Raw genomic sequence first — 18,352 nt, forward strand, 5'->3', positions numbered from 1 at the left:
ATTTATATTAGGCGGGCTCAGCAACCTTGGCCAAGGTCAGCAAATGGTCGGCATAGACCTTCACATCTTCCCAGTCGGTATAATCGATCACCGCCTTAGGATCCGTTGGCCCTTTGGTGATTTTCATAATCAATCGGATCATTAATCTGTCGTACCAAGGCCACGAAGGGTAATCCACCTTACCAGCAATAATCTTCAAATCGGCGGGAGTCCAAGGTGATAAGGTTATGAATTTTTGCAGGTATTTATTGTTCTCTGGAATACGTTTTTCAGGATTACGCGCCACCACATTGACGCAGAAAAAACTGTTTGGCAACGCACTCAACGCTTGCGAATGTTGTTCAATAAACTGGAATACGCTTTTGTCATAGGTACCATAGAGTACGCAAGCCCCCAAAGCCACCAGTTGATAATCGGGCCAGTTAATCCTTGTTGCAGCCGCACTATTGATGTCGACTAAGTCAACCTCAGCACCACGCAGAGTCAATTGCTGCGCGATTGCATTCGCAATCTTGGCCGTGTGGCCACCACGGGTAAAATAAAGCACCAAAATGCGTGTCATGGGGTATTCCCGTTCCGTTAAAGTGTGGCACCATTGTGGCAATCATCTGTTAAATAAACCCCTGATAGGATCACAAATCAGCGTTGTCTCATATTCTGAAATGCAAAAATTGAGATCTGAATTGCCGAGCAGTATGATTGCGTATAGAAACATGTTCAATTAGAATTATCTAATCAAAAGCGATCAAGTGAGTACCTTATGCAAAATGATATAGATGTAAATGCAATGGTAACTAATGCGGAAAGTGCGGCTAAATGGCTTAAAGCTATAGCGAATCCTTATCGCTTAATGATTCTGTGCCTTTTACTGGATAAAGAGCTGAGCGTGACGGAACTGAATGCGACAGTTCCTTTAAGCCAATCGGCACTATCACAGCATTTAGCAGTATTGCGAGCCGAAGACTTAGTCGATACCCGTAAGAGCTCCCAGATTGTGTATTACAAGCTTAAGAATGAACAAGTCACCCAAGTGATTTCCATTCTACATAGTCGTTACTGCGCGGTATAAATCGTTAAACGACGCCATGCAGTCATAAAGCCCTAGCTGAGACTAGGTTTTATCATTTTTACAGCTTGCTAAAGTGCGTTCCGAAGGCTTCGACTTTACCCCAATCGGTAAACTCGAAGGTGCCCTTCAGGTCAGTCGGCCCTTTAGTCATCCACATGATAAAGCGGATCATGGTGCGGTCGAATAAGCCGTATTTAGGGTAATCAATCTTGCCTGCAAAAACTGCCAATTGCTGTGGTTGCCACAGCGATAATTTAAGGAACTTTTGCATGTAAGGATTCGTTTCTGGCGTGTTCTTTAATGGCTTACGCGCCACCACATTTACAGTGAAAAAACCGTTAATTTTTGCACTTAACACCGCGTGGTTGCGATTTACAAACTGATATAGCTCAGGTCTATGTTTACCATAACGAATACTCGCACCAATCAGCACTTTATCGAAATCGACAAGACTTAAGGCCTCGGCCTGCTCTAAGGTGACTAACGACACCTGCTCACCCGCTTGTTCGGCAAGCGTTTTGATTTTTCGGCAAATTTCCAGTGTTTGGCCATCGATTGTCGAATAGATTATTAATGTCTGCATATCAATCCTTCCAGAAAGTTGGCGTGAACAAAATCAACAAGGTAAAGACTTCGAGGCGACCAAATAACATGGCCACCACCAGCACCCATTTGGCGCCATCACCGATACTGGCATAGTTACTCGCCACTTCCCCAAGCCCTGGGCCAAGGTTATTTAAACAGGCAGCGGTGGCACTAAAGGCCGTAATATCGTCCAGCCCCATGGCCATTAGCGCCAACATACACAGTACGAAAACTAAAGCGTAGGCGGAGAAAAATCCCCATACGGCATCGACAACCCGGTCAGGTAACGCCTTGGAGCCAATACGAATCGAGAACATCGCCTTAGGGTGAACCAAGCGCTTAAGTTCGCGTGAACCTTGCAACAGCAGCAGGATAACTCGGATCACCTTAATCCCGCCCGCAGTTGAACCACCACAACCACCGATAAAGCTTGAGAAGATCAACAGAATCGGCAGGAAAAGCGGCCACATATGGAAACTTTCAGTACCAAAGCCAGCGGTTGTCGCCACCGAAACCGCTTGGAATAAGGCGTGATTTAAGGTTTCTTCTGGCGAGTCATAAATCCCTGAGTGATAAAGGGTTAAGAAACAAATCGCCGTTAGCACTAACTGAATTGCCACCAGCATCTTGAACTCAGTGTCTCGAAAATAGACTCTAAAATTGATACCGCGGCGCGAAAATGCCGCAAAGTGCACGCTAAAGTTCACCGCTGAGACAATCAAAAAGAATACGCAAATCAGATTGATTACAGGGCTGTTAAAGTAGCCCATACTGGCATCGTGGGTCGAAAAGCCCCCGATGGCGATGGTCGAAAACGAGTGACACACGGCATCGAATACGCTCATCCCCGCCAGCCAATAGGCGCCAGCACAGGTGATGGTCAGCAGTAGATAGATGTACCATAACGCCTTAGCCGTTTCGGCAATCCTCGGCGTCATCTTACTGTCCTTCACAGGCCCTGGAATCTCGGCGCGATACAGCTGCATGCCCCCAACTCCAAGCACAGGCAGAATCGCCACAGCTAGAACAATGATCCCCATACCGCCGAGCCATTGCAGCATATGTCGATAAAACAGAATGGCCTTAGGTAAGGAGTCCAGTCCGACAATGACTGTGGCTCCTGTGGTAGTTAGTGCGGAGAATGATTCGAAGAAACTATCGGTCCAGCTGAGATCGGGTTGGCTTGAGAAGATAAAGGGTAAGGCACCGATGGAGCCAAGCACTGTCCAGAACAAAACTACGATCAGGAAACCCTCGCGAGTTCGTAATTCCTCTTTGCAGCGACGATTAGGATACCAGAGCCAAAAACCGATAAATAAGCTAACAAAAAATGCCTGAATAAACGCAGTACCACCGCCATCGTTATACCAAATGGCGATTAAGGCTGGCGGCAGCATAGTGATGGAGAACAGGCCGATTAGCAGACCTATGATTCTTATTATGGTTTTGTATTGCATTCCGCGTGTTCAATTATTCCATTGGCTGCAAAGGTATTTTCAGCATTTTGCATATTTTGGCATAATTTACGCAGGCATCACAGCTCAAACTCTGCTCGCAGGCTACCCTGACTCAACGTTGCCAGTGATTCATTCAATATACCCTGTTGCTGTTTGCCTATTTCAAAATGGATATCAACGGCTTCGGCAAATTGCTTATCGATGATCACCGCTTCTAACTGTTGTAATAAATGTTCGACATCCCTTAATTGAGTGTAATCACAATGCAGTTTGGCTGGATAACGTAATTGCTTCAATCGCGTCGGCAATTGCCCTAAACCTTGGCGTAATCCTGAGGTATAGGCACGCACTAAACCGCCCACACCTAACTTAGTACCGCCATAGAAACGCACCACCACGGCACCGACTTCGCCAAGATTCGCGCCTTGTAATACTGCGAGCATTGGACGACCAGCGCTGCCCGCTGGCTCACCATCGTCACTCGAACCGATGGCAATGCTGTCGTTGGGCGCTCCAGTAATAAAGGCATAGCAGTAATGGCTGGCGCCAGGATAATCTCGCTTTATGTCAGTGAGTACTAACTTCAGCTGTTCTAAACTTGTGCAATGAAATAGAAAAGAGATAAAGCGGCTATGCTTTATCTCTTCTTCTATCTGCACATTTTCACTCGGTATCAGATAACTTTCGAGCACTCGCTCTCCCTAAAATCACGCTAAGCCCAGTTCGCGGGTCATATTTTCGTTTCGATCCTGATGCACAATCACATTATCCTCGATACGAATGCCGCCAAAAGGTCGCAACTCATCAACGGTGCGCCAATTGATCTGCTGGCCACGGCTATCTTGTTTTAGCTCATTGAGTAAAGTGTCGATAATGTATAATCCTGGCTCCATCGTAAGCACTTGGTTTGGCGCCAAAATACGGGTGCAACGCAGGAATGGATGGGCTTCAGGCGCCGGAATATGAGTGCCACGTTCATCGAAGGCAAAACCTCCCACATCATGCACTTGCAAGCCTAGCATATGACCGAGTCCATGGGGGAAGAAGGCACTGGTAATGCCTTGGTCGACTAAACCTTGGGCATCGCCCGTGGCTAACTCAAAATCCAGCAGCATTTGCGCGACTTTGCCATGGGTCGCCAAGTGTAAATCGGGATAACGCACACCCGGGCGCATCATATCGATCAGTTCGAGCTGCGCCTTGTTCATGGCAGTGATCAATTCATCAAAGCGATTCTTCTCAAACGCATAGGTACGAGTGATATCCGACGCATAGCCAAAGTAGCTCGCACCCGCATCAATTAAAAAAGATAAACGTCGCGCCGGATTTTGGTGCTCGAGCGCAGTGTAATGCAAAATCGCCGCATTTTGGTTTAAGGCAATGATGTTACCGTAGGGCACTTCGTTCTCGCCCTGTCCCACGGCAGATAAATACTGCTGCTGAATTTCAAACTCGCTGGCACCGTTATAGAAGGCATTTTTAGCCGCTAAATGCCCTTGCACCGCGATCTGGTTCGCACGGCGCATACATTCGAGTTCATATTCGGTTTTAGTGGTACGGTGAAAATGCAGATAGCTCATCACAGAGTCAGGATTGCGACTGGTGAAACCCAGCACCTCAGCCACATCTAAATGCTCACCCAAATAAGCCCAGTTGGTGATATCGCTAGGCAATAGCTCGGCAACCTTATCGGCCTTAGTGAGTAATTTGATCTCAAAATGCTCGGTCCAGAACATCTCCGGCACGTCAGACACCTTATGCCAAAAATCCACTGGGCGATAAAAAATCAGTTGCGGCTTATCGCGACCATTCACCACTAACCAACAGTTAGGGTTATCCAACACAGGTAACCAGGCCTTGAAATGGGGATTGGCTTTAAAAGGATAATTAATGTCGTCCAAAAACATTCGATGTGGCTGACCCGAGTGGATCACTAAACCTGATAATGCTTCACGCGATACAATTTCAGCAACTCGACGATTAAGCTCGGCGATGTGGGCATGATAGTGATGAGCCAAGTGATCCATGTTTCATATCCTGTAATGAACGATAGTTAATAAAAAAACCGCAAATCTGACTAAGCCATATAGGCTCAGTGTTTTCCTCTACTTACGCCCTCATTTCGCACGGGGTAGCAAATTCTCGATTTAAGCCTATGCTTTTAATTCTAAAAATAAAATTACCCAACTAGCCAGCGAGTAATACCGCTAAAGAACAAATTCCCACTACGTACTCTTTCGCGTAATCTGGCACTTCTACACTTTGTGCAGTGTATCACAAAGCTGAAAATTCACTCTAGCCGACAAGAAATTAAACAGTCGTTTAAATTGGGTGTTGTAATTTATCGAATTTCGAAGCACACTGGCACACAACTGGTCAAATGATGGCCGAAGCTGCTGTGAGATAGAGAGTCGTACTAACACCAAAAAATAATGGTGGGTATCACTTTTAAGCCAAAAGGAAGCAAGCAATGATCTACCAAAGTCCTACAATTCAGGTTGAGTTACTCGAGGATAATATTGCCAAGCTGTGCTTTAACGCACCCGGTTCGGTGAACAAATTCGACAGAGAAACACTCGCCTCACTCGATGCCGCATTAGACAGCATTAAACAACAAACAAACATTCAGGCATTAGTGCTGACCTCAGGTAAAGATACCTTTATCGTGGGTGCCGACATTACTGAATTTTTAGGCTTATTCGCACAAGATGATTCAGTACTGCTCTCTTGGGTTGAACAGGCTAATGCCGTATTCAATAAACTTGAAGATTTACCTTTCCCAACCGCTTCTGCAATTAAAGGTTTTGCCCTAGGCGGCGGTTGTGAAACCATTCTGGCAACGGATTTCCGTATCGCCGACACCACAGCCAAAATCGGTCTACCCGAAACCAAGCTAGGCATCATCCCAGGCTTTGGTGGCACAGTGCGTTTACCACGTGTGATTGGGGCAGACAACGCCCTTGAGTGGATCACCACGGGTAAAGACCAAAGCGGCGAAGATGCATTAAAAGTCGGCGCTGTTGACGCCGTTGTCGCTCCAGAAGCCTTAGAAGCTGCGGCGATTCAAATGCTAAAAGATGCAGTAGCAGAAAAACTTGATTGGCAAGCGCGTCGCCAACGCAAATTATCGCCACTGACACTGCCTAAACTCGAAGCCATGATGTCTTTCACGACCGCTAAAGGCATGGTTTTCTCTGTCGCAGGCAAACATTACCCAGCACCAATGGCAGCGGTAAACGTAGTTGAACAAGCGTCGACCAAAGGCCGCGCCGAAGCACTACAAATTGAACATCAAGCGTTTATCAAGTTAGCGAAAACCGATGTAGCCAAAGCACTAATCGGTATCTTCCTTAATGATCAATTCGTTAAAGGCAAAGCGAAGAAAGCGGGCAAACTCGCTAAAGATGTGAAAAGCGCAGCCGTATTAGGTGCAGGCATTATGGGTGGCGGTATCGCTTACCAAAGCGCCAGCAAAGGCACGCCAATCGTGATGAAGGATATCGCTCAACCTGCATTAGATTTAGGTTTAGGCGAAGCCGCCAAACTGTTATCTGCGCAAGTTGCTCGTGGCCGCTCTACCCCAGAAAAAATGGCTAAAGTGCTGAACAACATCACCCCAGCATTAGACTATGCCCCAGTGAAACATGCTGACGTAGTTGTCGAAGCTGTAGTTGAGCATCCAAAAGTGAAAGCACAAGTACTGGCTGAAGTTGAGCAATACGTCAGTGAAGATGCGATTATCGCCTCTAACACGTCAACTATTTCAATTAACCTGCTCGCGAAGAGCATGAAGAAGCCTGAGCGCTTCTGTGGTATGCACTTCTTCAACCCAGTGCACAAAATGCCATTAGTTGAAGTTATCCGTGGCGAGCACAGCTCAGAAGAAACCATCGCATCTGTTGTCGCTTACGCAAGCAAAATGGGTAAAACCCCAATCGTTGTTAACGATTGCCCGGGCTTCTTCGTTAACCGCGTCCTCTTCCCTTACTTTGCTGGCTTTAACGGCCTGCTCGCCGAAGGTGGCGACTTTGCCGCTATCGACAAAGTGATGGAAAAACAATTCGGCTGGCCAATGGGCCCTGCTTATCTGCTAGACGTTGTCGGCTTAGACACTGGCCACCACGCCCAAGCAGTAATGGCCGAAGGCTTCCCCGATCGTATGGGCAAATCCGGCAATGACGCGATTGACGTGATGTTCGAGAACAAACGTCTCGGTCAGAAGAATGGCAAAGGCTTCTACGCTTACTCTGTGGATAGCCGCGGTAAGCCAAAGAAAGACGTCGACCCAACCAGCTACGAGCTGCTGAAGGCCGCCTTTGGTGAACAAAAAGCATTCGATGCGGATGAAATCATCGCACGCACTATGATCCCAATGATTATCGAAACCGTTCGCTGTTTAGAAGAAGGCATTGTGGCATCACCTGCCGAAGCAGATATGGGCTTAGTCTACGGTTTAGGCTTCCCACCATTCCGTGGTGGTGTGTTCCGTTACTTAGATACTATGGGCGTAGCGAACTTTGTGGCTTTAGCAGACAAATACGCTCACTTAGGTGGTTTGTATCAAGTCACCGACGCCATGCGCGCCCTTGCAGCCAACAACGGTAGCTACTACCAAGCCTAATTAGCGGGAAAGGAATTTAATTATGAAACAAGCTGTTATCGTAGATTGCATTCGTACTCCTATGGGCCGTTCTAAGGCTGGGGTGTTCCGTAATGTACGTGCAGAAACACTCTCTGCCGAATTAATGAAAGGTCTATTACTGCGTAACCCGCAATTAGATCCCAATACTATTGAAGACGTTATTTGGGGCTGCGTGCAGCAAACCCTAGAGCAAGGCTTCAACATTGCCCGTAACGCATCATTGCTGGCAGGTATCCCGAAAACGGCTGGCGCCGTGACAGTAAACCGCCTATGTGGTTCTTCAATGGAAGCCATCCACCAAGCGGCACGTGCCATTATGACCGGCATGGGCGACACCTTTATCATCGGTGGTGTTGAGCATATGGGCCATGTGCCGATGAACCATGGTGTGGACTTCCACCCTGGTTTAGCCAATAACGTCGCTAAAGCCTCCGGCATGATGGGCTTAACCGCAGAAATGCTCGGCAAGCTCCACGGCATCACCCGTGAGCAGCAGGATGCCTTTGCTGTTCGTTCACACCAACGCGCTTACGCAGCCACAGTTGAAGGCCGTTTTGCCAAGGAAATCTATGGCATCGAAGGCCATGATGCTAACGGTGCACTGATTAAAGTACTGCACGACGAAGTGATTCGCCCAGAAACGACCATGGAATCGTTAGCAGCACTGCGCCCAGTATTCGACCCTGCAAACGGTACTGTGACTGCGGGTACCTCATCAGCCTTATCCGACGGTGCTTCAGCGATGTTAATTATGGAAGAATCTAAAGCGCGCGCTTTGGGTCTACCAATCCGTGCTCGCATTCGCTCTATGGCGGTTGCAGGTTGTGACGCAGCTATTATGGGTTACGGCCCAGTGCCAGCCACGCAAAAAGCACTGGCTCGCGCAGGCATTACCGTTGCTGATTTAGATGTTATTGAACTAAACGAAGCCTTTGCCGCACAATCTTTACCCTGCGTTAAAGATTTAGGCCTGTTGGATGTGGTCGATGAGAAAATTAACCTCAATGGTGGTGCTATCGCGCTTGGCCATCCACTGGGTTGCTCTGGTGCGCGTATTTCAACGACGCTGATCAACCTGATGGAACACAAAGATGCAACCTTAGGTTTAGCCACTATGTGTATCGGTTTAGGCCAAGGTATTGCAACCGTTTTCGAACGCGTTTAATCCTTAACGATTCTTCCTTCAAAGCCGGACTCAGTTCCGGCTTTTTTATGCAGCTTTAAAATCATTGTGAAATAATGCCACGCTAAAACGTCGATGATAAAGTTGCTAAGCCAAAAACGCTTAAAGTTAGATTATCTCGATTTTATAGCAGCTATAAAAGTCCCGTATTTTTTATGATGAAGAGATCCATCCCATTCTCAAGCATTTGAGAAAGATTAGAGACCACGAAATAACATTGTTCCACGTGAAACATCTCACTAATCCTGACTCTCGAATAAAACGGAATAAAACCAATTACCCGTTGCATCACAAAATCAGGCCGCCAACTTGGTTTATCCAAACCACTGGAGTAACATTAGCCAATTCTGTTTAACCGTTCAGTCGAGGTCATATGAACGACGTTTTCACAACCGCACAACACAAACTGGATGCTCTTGGTTTGCGCTGCCCAGAACCTGTAATGATGGTGCGTAAAACGGTAAGACAAATGGCTCAAGGAGAAACACTGCTTATCATCGCGGATGATCCTGCTACTACCCGTGATATTCCCAGTTTTTGTGAGTTTATGGATCACACACTGATCGCCAGTGAAACCAATCAAACACCCTATCAATATTTGATTAAAAAGGGACTCTAAGTCCCAACATCGACATTAGGATAAGGACATCAAACATGCCGAAACTAGTTGCTATCGCCTATAAAACGATTAAACGCGGACCAATGAATGAGGTGCTGTGCGCGAATGTCACCCAGCACAGCGGTATTGAAAAAGATGTATTTGGTCGCCCAGGCAAAAGGCAAGTCACAGTACTCTCGCTCCAGCAATGGCAAATAGCGTGTCAAAGTATAGGTGCAAATTTACCTTGGACGACTCGCCGCGCCAATCTTTTAGTCGATGGATTAACTTTTAGTCCTGCCGATGTGGGTAAGCAGTTACTGATTGGGGATCTCTGCCTCGAAGTCACAGGAGAAACTGATCCCTGTAAAAAGATGGACCAAGCTCATGCCGGCTTAGAGTCAGCACTTACACCTGATTGGCGAGGCGGTGTCACTTGCCGTGTCATCAATGATGCCATGATCCACATCGGCGATCCCGTCACATTAAACTAATCATCACTTCCTGGAGAGTAAGCTGCATTACTCTCCCACAGTTTCTCCACCTCAGCTGCTGCCCCTCGGTCATTAATTGAAACAGTATTTCCGTTTTCCTTACAGGGTATTTGTGCGATAACTTAGCGTAGCATTAACAAATATTTATCCAACCTGATAACAATCAAGCCCTAGAATAACGATAACAGGACATAACATGTTGAAACCTAAGCTGACACCGCTTTATATCGCCCTGATGCTTGGCCTTAACTCCCACGCTGTACAGGCAGCAGACGCCCAAAAAACGAGTTGGGACGTCAATGCGCCAGCCAATGCCCCGCTAGAAAAAGTGGCAATAGATGTAACCGAAGGCACTTGGATGAACATCAGTGTCAGTCCAGACGGCAAACATTTAGTATTCGATTTACTCGGTGATATTTATCAAATCCCAGTCACGGGAGGTGAAGCAAGACCATTAGCTCAAGGCATAGCCTGGCAAATGCAGCCCGTTTATAGCCCTGATGGTAAACACATCGCCTTTACCTCGGATGCGGATGGTGGTGACAATATTTGGATTATGGATGCCGATGGCAGCAATCCACGCACCGTCACATCAGAAACCTTTCGCTTACTCAACAGCCCAGCGTGGAGCCCTGATTCGCAATATTTAGTGGGTCGTAAACATTTTACCGCCAGTCGTAGTTTAGGTGCCGGCGAAGTCTGGCTCTACCATGTAGCAGGTGGCGAAGGTGTAAAACTCACCAAACGCCCAAATGATGAGAAAGACTTAGGCGAACCCGCCTATTCACCCGATGGCCGCTATATCTATTTCAGCCAAGATGACACCCCAGGAAAAACCTTCCATTACTCTAAAGACTCAGTAAACGGCATCTATAAAATCAAGCGTTACGATACCAAAACAGGTGATATCGAAATTCTGATAGAAGGGACTGGCGGAGCCATTCGCCCAACCCCAAGTCCTGATGGCACCAAACTAGCCTACATCAAGCGTGATGATTTCCAATCATCCTTATATTTGCTTGATTTGAAATCCGGTGAAACCACTAAACTGTTCGGCGATTTAGACCGCGATATGCAAGAGACTTGGGCAATCCATGGTGTTTACCCGACGATGGCATGGACTCCAGACAACAAAGACATCTTCTTCTGGGCTAAGGGCAAAATTAACCGCCTCAACGTTGCGAATAAAACGGTCACCGATATTCCATTTTCCGTAAAAATCCAATTAGACGTTCAGCCTTCAGTACGCTTTAAACAAGATATTGATAAAGATGTATTCGATGTAAAAATGCTGCGAATGGCACAAGTTTCACCGGATGGCAGTAAGGTCGCCTTCGAAGCATTGGGTAAAATCTGGTTGAAGACACTTCCCGATGGCAAGATGTCGCGCTTAACCGAGTTAGATAACGATATCGAAGAACTCTATCCCCAGTGGTCGCGTGATGGCAAAAATATTGTCTTCACAACTTGGAATGACCAAGACCAAGGCACAGTACAAGTGATCAGCGCTAAAGGTGGCAAAGCGAAACAACTTACCACTGAGCCAGGAAAGTACGTCGAGCCCACCTTTTCTCCCGATGGCGAACTTGTGGTGTATCGTAAAACCCAAGGCGGCCATCTCACACCTCGAACTTGGTCGCAGGAACCAGGCCTGTACAAGGTCGATTTAAAAACCAAACAAAATAAGAAAATCTCCGCAGAAGGCTATCAAGCACAATTCGGAGCCTCAGCCGATCGCATATTTTTTATGAATAGTGGTGAAGATGACACACCGCAGCTTGCCTCTATTAACTTGGATGGGTTTGATAAGCGCGTTCACTACAGCAGTAAGCATGCAACCGAATTTAGAGTCTCACCCGACGGTAAACAGCTCGCCTTTGCCGAGCGCTTTAAAGTTTGGGTGACGCCCTTTGCTAAACATGGTGAAACCGTTGAAATCGGCCCTAACGCCAGCAATCTTCCCGTCACTCGGTTAAGTGTGCGAGCCGGCGAAAGTATCAGTTGGAATAGCAAGAGTAATCAACTCTATTGGACTCTTGGCCCAGAACTGTACCAAGCCGATGTTGATTCGCAGTATCTCAAAAAGGACGTGCAAGCTAAGCCAAGCATTATCAACTTAGGCTTTACTGAAAAAGCTGATGTTCCACGTGGAACAGTCGCCTTTGTCGGCGGTAAAGTGATCACCATGGAAAATGACCAAGTCATCGATAAGGGAGTCGTGATCGTCAAAGACAATCATATTGTTGCTGTTGGCGACGCTAACACGGCAATTCCAAAGGATGCACAAGTTATCGATATAAGCGGCAAATCCATTATGCCAGGTTTGTTTGACGCTCACGCCCATGGCGCCCAGGCCGATGATGAAATCGTGCCCCAACAAAACTGGGCACTCTACTCTGGATTATCCCTAGGCGTGACGACCATCCATGATCCATCGAACGATACCACTGAAATCTTTGCCGCTTCTGAGCAACAAAAAGCTGGCAACATCGTGGGCCCGCGGATTTTCTCCACTGGAACAATTCTCTACGGCGCAAATGCTCCCGGATACACCTCGCATATCGACTCGCTCGATGATGCAAAATTCCATTTAGAGCGACTCAAAAAAGTCGGCGCCTTTAGCGTTAAGAGCTACAACCAACCGCGTCGCAATCAAAGACAACAGGTTATCGCCGCCGCTCGCGAACTCGAAATGATGGTCGTGCCAGAGGGTGGCAGCTTACTGCAACATAACCTGACAATGGTTGCCGATGGCCATACCACCGTAGAACACTCGTTACCCGTGGCAAATATTTATAACGATATTAAACAGTTCTGGAGCCAAACTAAGGTCGGTTACACTCCAACCTTAGTCGTCGCCTACGGCGGTATTTCGGGTGAAAACTATTGGTATGATAAGACCGATGTGTGGGCCCATCCGCGCCTGTCTATGTATGTGCCAAGCGATATTTTGCAGGCTCGCTCTATGCGTCGCCCCCATGCACCAGACGGTCACTACAATCATTTTAACGTTGCTAAAGTGGCGAATGAGTTTAATAAATTAGGCATTCATCCAAATATTGGCGCCCACGGTCAACGTGAGGGTTTAGCCGCACATTGGGAAATGTGGATGTTCGCTCAAGGTGGCATGAGCAATATGGATGTACTCAAAACTGCGACCATTAACCCAGCCACCACCTTCGGTCTAGAGCATCAACTTGGCTCAATTAAAACCGGTAAGCTTGCAGACTTAATCGTTATTGATGGCGATCCATTAGCGGATATTCGCGTCACAGATAAAGTTACTTATACCATGGTCAATGGTAAGTTGTTCGATGCAGAGTCGATGAACCAACTCAATGGCAGCAAACAACAGCGTAAGCCTTTCTTCTTCGAGAAAATCTAATCTCAACAAGGTGAAATAACAAAAGGCATGTTCCACGTGGAACATGCCTTTTCTATTTCGCTGCCCATCAAAGCAAAATGAATTAATTATTGATGATCACAACAAGCTTGATAAGAAATACAGTCAACAAGATGATCGTTCACCATCCCCACCGCCTGCATAAAGGCATAACAAATCGTCGGACCAACAAAATTAAAGCCAAGCTTTTTTAATGCCTTGGACATTGCCTCTGATTCTGGTGTTTGCGCAGGCACCTGCGACATGGAAGTAAATTGATTAACCAAAGGCTTACCACCAACGAAGCTCCACAGAAATTCAGAAAAATCTTTGCCATCCGCAGTGTAGGCTAAATAGCCTTTTGCATTACGAATAATCGAATGGATCTTAAGGCGATTACGCACAATACCTGGATTGTTCATCAACTCTTCAACCTTAGCGTCGTCGAAAGTGGCAATTACTGTCGGCTCAAAATCCGCAAAAGCTTGTTCGTAGTTTTGCTGCTTCTTTAAGATAGTAATCCAAGACAACCCGGCTTGTTGGCCATCTAAACAGAGCTTGGCAAACAACTCCTTCGAATCATAAACTGGGCGTCCCCACACTTTATCGTGGTACTCACGATACAAGGGATCATCGCTGACCCAATTACAGCGGATTTCTTCCATGGCCTATCTACCTTAACGTTTTAACAAAGAAGGTAAAAAATAACCTACATAAGCAGAGATCTACAAGGTATAATCGAAACCATTTTCTATTCAAGCTGACGGCAGTAGACAAGTAGACATGACGACGAAACACGACGTAAAAACATTTCAGGGTTTCATTCTAACCCTACAGGAATATTGGGCGCAGCAAGGCTGTGCAATCGTTCAACCTTTAGATATGGAAGTCGGTGCGGGTACATTCCACCCACAAACTTTCCTACGCTCTCTAGGGCCTGAGCCAATGAGCAGTGCTTATGTGCAGCCATCGCGCCGCCCTACCGACGGCCGTTACGGTGAAAACCCAAACCGTCTGCAGCACTACTACCAATTCCAAGTCGTGTTAAAACCGTCACCGGATAATATCCAAGAACTCTATTTAGGTTCTCTGCAAGCTCTAGGTATTGATACACAAATCCATGATATCCGTTTTGTGGAAGACAACTGGGAATCACCAACACTAGGCGCTTGGGGCTTAGGCTGGGAAGTCTGGTTAAATGGCATGGAAGTGACTCAGTTTACTTACTTCCAACAGGTTGGCGGCTTAGAGTGTAGCCCTGTCACGGGTGAGATCACCTACGGTTTAGAGCGTCTCGCCATGTATATCCAAGGTGTGGATAGCGTGTACGACCTCGTATGGACCGATGGCCCGATGGGCCTAATCACCTACGGCGATGTGTTCCACCAAAACGAAGTTGAACAATCGACCTATAACTTTGAGCACGCAGACGTCGACTTTATGTTTGCCCTGTTCGATCAATGCGAAAAAATGTGTCAGCACTTATTGTCGCTTGAAAAACCATTACCTCTGCCAGCCTATGAGCAAGTGATGAAAGCCTCGCACGCCTTCAACCTGCTCGATGCACGCCACGCCATTTCAGTGACTGAACGTCAGCGTTATATCCTGCGCGTTCGTACAATGGCTAAAGCCGTTGCTGAATCCTATTATCAGGCACGCGAAGCGCTTGGCTTCCCAATGTGTAAGTAGAGGTAACACATGAATTTTGAAAACTTACTCATCGAGTTAGGCACCGAAGAACTGCCACCAAAGGCGCTGCGTAAACTGGCTGAGTCTTTCTTAGCGAACTTTACCGAAGAATTAATCAAAGCCGATTTAGCTTTTAAATCAGCTGTTTGGTATGCTGCGCCCCGCCGTCTTGCCATTAATGTGACAGAACTCGCTATTGCCCAAGCGGATAAAATCGTTGAAAAACGCGGCCCAGCTGTCAGCTCAGCCTTTGATGCCGAAGGTAAACCAACGAAAGCCTCAGAAGGCTGGGCACGTGGTAACGGTATTACCGTTGACCAAGCTGAGCGTTTGGTGACCGATAAAGGTGAATGGCTGGTTTATAACGCCAAAGTAGAAGGCGTTGAAACCAAGAGCTTAATTGCAGCGATGGCACAACGTGCGCTGGATAAGTTACCCATTCCTAAGCCAATGCGCTGGGGAAGCAGCAAGACACAATTTATTCGCCCGGTTCACACCGCTACCATGCTGTTAGGCAGTGAGTTAATCGAAGGTGAATTGCTAGGCATTAAATCGGCACGTAATGTTCGTGGTCACCGCTTTATGGGTACAGGCTTCGAGCTTGACCATGCAGACAACTACCTGACGCTGCTGAAAGAAAAAGGTAAAGTCATCGCCGACTACGAAAGCCGTAAAGCCTTAATCAAAGCCGATGCCGAAAAAGCGGCCGCTAAGATTGGTGGCACCGCCGATATAGAAGACGACCTGCTGGAAGAAGTCACCTCTTTAGTTGAATGGCCAGTCGTATTAACCGCAAGCTTTGAAGAGAAGTTCTTGAACGTGCCTTCAGAAGCCTTGGTTTATACGATGAAGGGCGATCAGAAATACTTCCCAGTATTCGATGATGCCGGTAAGTTACTGCCAAACTTCATCTTTGTCGCGAACATCGAATCAAAAGATCCGGCGCAAATCATTGCTGGTAATGAGAAAGTGGTTCGTCCACGCTTGGCTGATGCTGAGTTTTTCTTTAATACCGATAAGAAGCACACGCTGGAATCACGTTTGCCAAGCCTTGAGACTGTGTTGTTCCAGCAACAGCTCGGCACCTTAAAAGACAAAGTGACTCGTATCTCTGCCCTAGCCGCCTTTATTGCCGAGCAAACTGGCGCTAACGCCGTTGATGCAGCGCGCGCTGGTTTATTGTCTAAAACAGACTTAATGACCAATATGGTGATGGAGTTTACCGATACGCAAGGCACTATGGGCATGCATTACGCCCGCCTAGACGGTGAAACTGAAGCCGTAGCCTTAGCCATGGAAGAGCAATACAAGCCAAAATTCTCTGGCGATACGGTTCCGACGGCAGCGGTATCTTGCGCAGTCGCTTTAGCGGATAAACTCGATACCTTAGTCGGTATCTTCGGTATTGGTCAGGCACCTAAGGGCGCAGCTGACCCATTTGCTCTACGCCGCGCCGCCATTGGTGTGCTACGCATTATCGTTGAGAACAAGCTGCCACTAGACTTAGTGACCCTAATTGCTAAGGCTCAGGAACTCCATGGAACCAACTTAAGCAACGCGAATGCAAGCGATGAAGTGCTTGAGTTCTTAATGGCACGTTTCCGTGCTTGGTACCAAGATAAAGGTATCGATGTTGATGTGATCCTCGCCGTATTAGCACGTCGCCCAACTCGCCCAGCTGACTTTGATAGCCGTATCAATGCGGTATCACACTTCAGAAGCTTAGAAGCCTCTAGCGCTCTGGCAGCGGCGAATAAGCGTGTATCTAACATTCTGGCGAAAGTAGAAGGCAAACTACCGACTGCGATTAATTCAGCTCTGTTAGCCGAAGCAGCAGAGCAAGCGTTAGCTGCAAAACTTGCTGAACTTCAGCCTCTGCTTGCTCCACTGTTTGCTAATGCGGATTACCAACAGGCATTAACGCTGCTGGCGAGCTTACGTGAAAGTGTTGACCAGTTCTTCGAAGACGTGATGGTAATGGCCGATGACGAAGCCCTGAAAAACAACCGTTTAGCCCTGCTAAATAATCTACGTGAGCAATTCTTACATGTAGCGGATATTTCTCTACTCCAGTAAGTCACACGTTAGGTACCAATAAAAAACGCGCTGATAGCGCGTTTTTTATTGGCTGCAATTTATTAAAATTGCTGGAGTTTTTCATGCAACGCCTCAAATTGAACTTGATCGAGTCCAACCAAGGCTAACAAGTTGCTCAGCATGTCAGCAGGCAATTTACCCGCTTGCTGCAGCATCGAAATCTCACTGATGATATTCGCGCGCCAAACCACTGCGGCAATCCCCTCATGCGGCCGGGTATGTACGTGGGCAAGTTTATCCAGTTCAGCTTCAAAAATACTGGGTAACTGCCAATATCTTGCTAATAACGCACTTAAGGTAAGTGATTTGGCCGTCATCACTTGTCGGAATAACCAAGAATTTGGCTGCTCACCAGGCTCTGCTTGCACAAAAGCATCAAGCAACATTTTGAAGATGGCGAGCTTACCCACATCATGCAGTAATCCTAATAGGAATGCGGTATCCCTATCTTCTTCACTCAGTTCGCTAGTTAAAAAGGCCACCTGCATTGAATGACGCCAAATCTCAGCGCCAAAGCGCCGAAAATAAATGGGTTTAATATCTAGCATCTCACGCACTAGGCAGCTAGTCACAAAGCAACGTAACTGTTCACGGCCAAGTTGTACTAAAGCTTGCTGCAAGCTAGTCACTTCCCGCTCTCCACGCTTAAAGGCCGGTGAGTTACACAGCTTAAGCACTTCGACGCTCAGTAAGGGATCTTGCTCGATTAACGCCAACAAGTCTTTAGTATCAAACTGTGGATCAGCTAACTTACGGTCTAGCTCCAATACCTTAGAGGGAAGCTTCAGCACCTTTTCGGCTATCACTTGTGGTGATGCTAAGGCGAGCTCTATTTCAGCCATGACACGCCGTTCAAGGTTATTAGCAACGCCACCAGCATCTTTGGTTCTGGCGGGGAATAACAAACTATAAAACAGCGCCGCTAAGTCGATACTCATCGAAGTATCACATTGCTCTTCAACAAGTTTTTTAGGTGACGCTGTCGTTATAGGTTTGCTGAGATCGGTCTGACTAAAGCTTTTAGGTCGTTCAAGTGTTGCTTGTTCACGGATATTAAAAATTTTGTTGAATATGGATTTAATCAAAATATTCCAACCTATGAAAGCTGTGTTTACTGAGCCAGTATTACATTATCCGTCCATTGTAATTGATATGC

General features: G+C 46.9%; 15 protein-coding genes. 8 read left to right on the forward strand and 7 right to left on the reverse strand.

Annotation, left to right across the window (positions count from 1 at the left end):
- Positions 1–7: 7 nt before the first annotated feature.
- The gene (gene hemG, locus KXJ80_RS02010; RefSeq protein ID WP_218737715.1) at positions 8–562 is read right to left on the reverse strand and encodes a menaquinone-dependent protoporphyrinogen IX dehydrogenase; all 555 of its coding nucleotides are present in this window, start codon (positions 560–562) and stop codon (positions 8–10) included.
- A 198-nt stretch (positions 563–760) separates the two neighbouring features.
- Here hemG (KXJ80_RS02010) and KXJ80_RS02015 point away from each other — a divergent pair, with 198 nt between their 5' ends.
- Positions 761–1,069, forward strand: coding sequence for an ArsR/SmtB family transcription factor (locus tag KXJ80_RS02015; RefSeq protein ID WP_011715321.1), 309 nt, complete (start codon positions 761–763; stop codon positions 1,067–1,069).
- A gap of 58 nt (positions 1,070–1,127) precedes the next feature.
- Here the strand turns inward: KXJ80_RS02015 and hemG (KXJ80_RS02020) are convergent, their stop codons facing one another.
- The 4 genes from hemG (KXJ80_RS02020) to pepQ form a co-directional block, all read right to left on the reverse strand.
- On the reverse strand, positions 1,128–1,652 hold the full coding sequence (hemG, locus tag KXJ80_RS02020; protein WP_218737716.1) for a menaquinone-dependent protoporphyrinogen IX dehydrogenase: 525 nt from the start codon (positions 1,650–1,652) through the stop codon (positions 1,128–1,130).
- A 1-nt stretch (position 1,653) separates the two neighbouring features.
- Positions 1,654–3,111 carry a TrkH family potassium uptake protein gene (locus KXJ80_RS02025; RefSeq protein WP_218737717.1) on the reverse strand — a complete coding sequence of 486 codons (1,458 nt, stop codon included), beginning with the start codon at positions 3,109–3,111 and terminating at the stop codon, positions 1,654–1,656.
- A gap of 77 nt (positions 3,112–3,188) precedes the next feature.
- A complete protein-coding gene (locus KXJ80_RS02030) occupies positions 3,189–3,803 on the reverse strand; it encodes a YigZ family protein (RefSeq protein ID WP_169548721.1) in 615 nt (204 codons plus the stop codon).
- 15 nt (positions 3,804–3,818) lie between these two features.
- On the reverse strand, positions 3,819–5,138 hold the full coding sequence (pepQ, locus tag KXJ80_RS02035; RefSeq protein ID WP_089066600.1) for a Xaa-Pro dipeptidase: 1,320 nt from the start codon (positions 5,136–5,138) through the stop codon (positions 3,819–3,821).
- Positions 5,139–5,581: 443 nt separating this feature from the next.
- Here pepQ and fadB point away from each other — a divergent pair, with 443 nt between their 5' ends.
- The 5 genes from fadB (at position 5,582) to KXJ80_RS02060 (ending at position 13,413) form a co-directional block, all read left to right on the forward strand.
- Positions 5,582–7,732 (forward strand): fatty acid oxidation complex subunit alpha FadB, encoded by a 2,151-nt coding sequence (gene fadB, locus KXJ80_RS02040; RefSeq protein ID WP_169548719.1) that lies wholly within the window; start codon positions 5,582–5,584, stop codon positions 7,730–7,732.
- Positions 7,733–7,754: 22 nt separating this feature from the next.
- The gene (gene fadA / locus KXJ80_RS02045) at positions 7,755–8,918 is read left to right on the forward strand and encodes an acetyl-CoA C-acyltransferase FadA (RefSeq protein ID WP_037413491.1); all 1,164 of its coding nucleotides are present in this window, start codon (positions 7,755–7,757) and stop codon (positions 8,916–8,918) included.
- 391 nt (positions 8,919–9,309) lie between these two features.
- A complete protein-coding gene (gene tusA / locus KXJ80_RS02050) occupies positions 9,310–9,555 on the forward strand; it encodes a sulfurtransferase TusA (RefSeq protein ID WP_037413489.1) in 246 nt (81 codons plus the stop codon).
- A gap of 35 nt (positions 9,556–9,590) precedes the next feature.
- Entirely contained in the window at positions 9,591–10,028 is a 438-nt protein-coding gene (locus KXJ80_RS02055; RefSeq protein ID WP_037413487.1) for an MOSC domain-containing protein, read from the forward strand.
- Between the two features lie 196 nt (positions 10,029–10,224).
- Entirely contained in the window at positions 10,225–13,413 is a 3,189-nt protein-coding gene (locus KXJ80_RS02060; protein ID WP_218737718.1) for an amidohydrolase family protein, read from the forward strand.
- A gap of 86 nt (positions 13,414–13,499) precedes the next feature.
- On the opposite strand, the gene KXJ80_RS02065 is transcribed toward KXJ80_RS02060, so the two are convergent.
- On the reverse strand, positions 13,500–14,075 hold the full coding sequence (locus KXJ80_RS02065; RefSeq protein ID WP_218737719.1) for a DNA-3-methyladenine glycosylase I: 576 nt from the start codon (positions 14,073–14,075) through the stop codon (positions 13,500–13,502).
- 118 nt (positions 14,076–14,193) lie between these two features.
- Here KXJ80_RS02065 and glyQ point away from each other — a divergent pair, with 118 nt between their 5' ends.
- The gene (gene glyQ / locus KXJ80_RS02070; RefSeq protein ID WP_047538190.1) at positions 14,194–15,099 is read left to right on the forward strand and encodes a glycine--tRNA ligase subunit alpha; all 906 of its coding nucleotides are present in this window, start codon (positions 14,194–14,196) and stop codon (positions 15,097–15,099) included.
- A 9-nt stretch (positions 15,100–15,108) separates the two neighbouring features.
- The gene (gene glyS / locus KXJ80_RS02075; protein WP_218737720.1) at positions 15,109–17,175 is read left to right on the forward strand and encodes a glycine--tRNA ligase subunit beta; all 2,067 of its coding nucleotides are present in this window, start codon (positions 15,109–15,111) and stop codon (positions 17,173–17,175) included.
- Between the two features lie 62 nt (positions 17,176–17,237).
- Here glyS and KXJ80_RS02080 read toward each other — a convergent pair whose 3' ends face one another.
- A complete protein-coding gene (locus tag KXJ80_RS02080; protein ID WP_218678120.1) occupies positions 17,238–18,281 on the reverse strand; it encodes an HDOD domain-containing protein in 1,044 nt (347 codons plus the stop codon).
- Between the last annotated feature and the right edge of the window lie 71 nt (positions 18,282–18,352).

The organism is Shewanella xiamenensis, from assembly GCF_024971755.1.
Taxonomy (GTDB): Bacteria; Pseudomonadota; Gammaproteobacteria; order Enterobacterales; family Shewanellaceae; genus Shewanella; species Shewanella xiamenensis.

Bases quoted from the DNA above. Each gene is read 5' to 3' on its own strand.
- hemG (WP_218737715.1), bottom strand. From the start codon at position 562: ATGACACGCATTTTGGTGCTTTATTTTACCCGTGGTGGCCACACGGCC.
- KXJ80_RS02015 (WP_011715321.1), top strand. From the start codon at position 761: ATGCAAAATGATATAGATGTAAATGCAATGGTAACTAATGCGGAAAGT.
- hemG (WP_218737716.1), bottom strand. From the start codon at position 1,652: ATGCAGACATTAATAATCTATTCGACAATCGATGGCCAAACACTGGAA.
- KXJ80_RS02025 (WP_218737717.1), bottom strand. From the start codon at position 3,111: ATGCAATACAAAACCATAATAAGAATCATAGGTCTGCTAATCGGCCTG.
- pepQ (WP_089066600.1), bottom strand. From the start codon at position 5,138: ATGGATCACTTGGCTCATCACTATCATGCCCACATCGCCGAGCTTAAT.
- fadB (WP_169548719.1), top strand. From the start codon at position 5,582: ATGATCTACCAAAGTCCTACAATTCAGGTTGAGTTACTCGAGGATAAT.
- fadA (WP_037413491.1), top strand. From the start codon at position 7,755: ATGAAACAAGCTGTTATCGTAGATTGCATTCGTACTCCTATGGGCCGT.
- tusA (WP_037413489.1), top strand. From the start codon at position 9,310: ATGAACGACGTTTTCACAACCGCACAACACAAACTGGATGCTCTTGGT.
- KXJ80_RS02055 (WP_037413487.1), top strand. From the start codon at position 9,591: ATGCCGAAACTAGTTGCTATCGCCTATAAAACGATTAAACGCGGACCA.
- KXJ80_RS02060 (WP_218737718.1), top strand. From the start codon at position 10,225: ATGTTGAAACCTAAGCTGACACCGCTTTATATCGCCCTGATGCTTGGC.
- KXJ80_RS02065 (WP_218737719.1), bottom strand. From the start codon at position 14,075: ATGGAAGAAATCCGCTGTAATTGGGTCAGCGATGATCCCTTGTATCGT.
- glyQ (WP_047538190.1), top strand. From the start codon at position 14,194: ATGACGACGAAACACGACGTAAAAACATTTCAGGGTTTCATTCTAACC.
- glyS (WP_218737720.1), top strand. From the start codon at position 15,109: ATGAATTTTGAAAACTTACTCATCGAGTTAGGCACCGAAGAACTGCCA.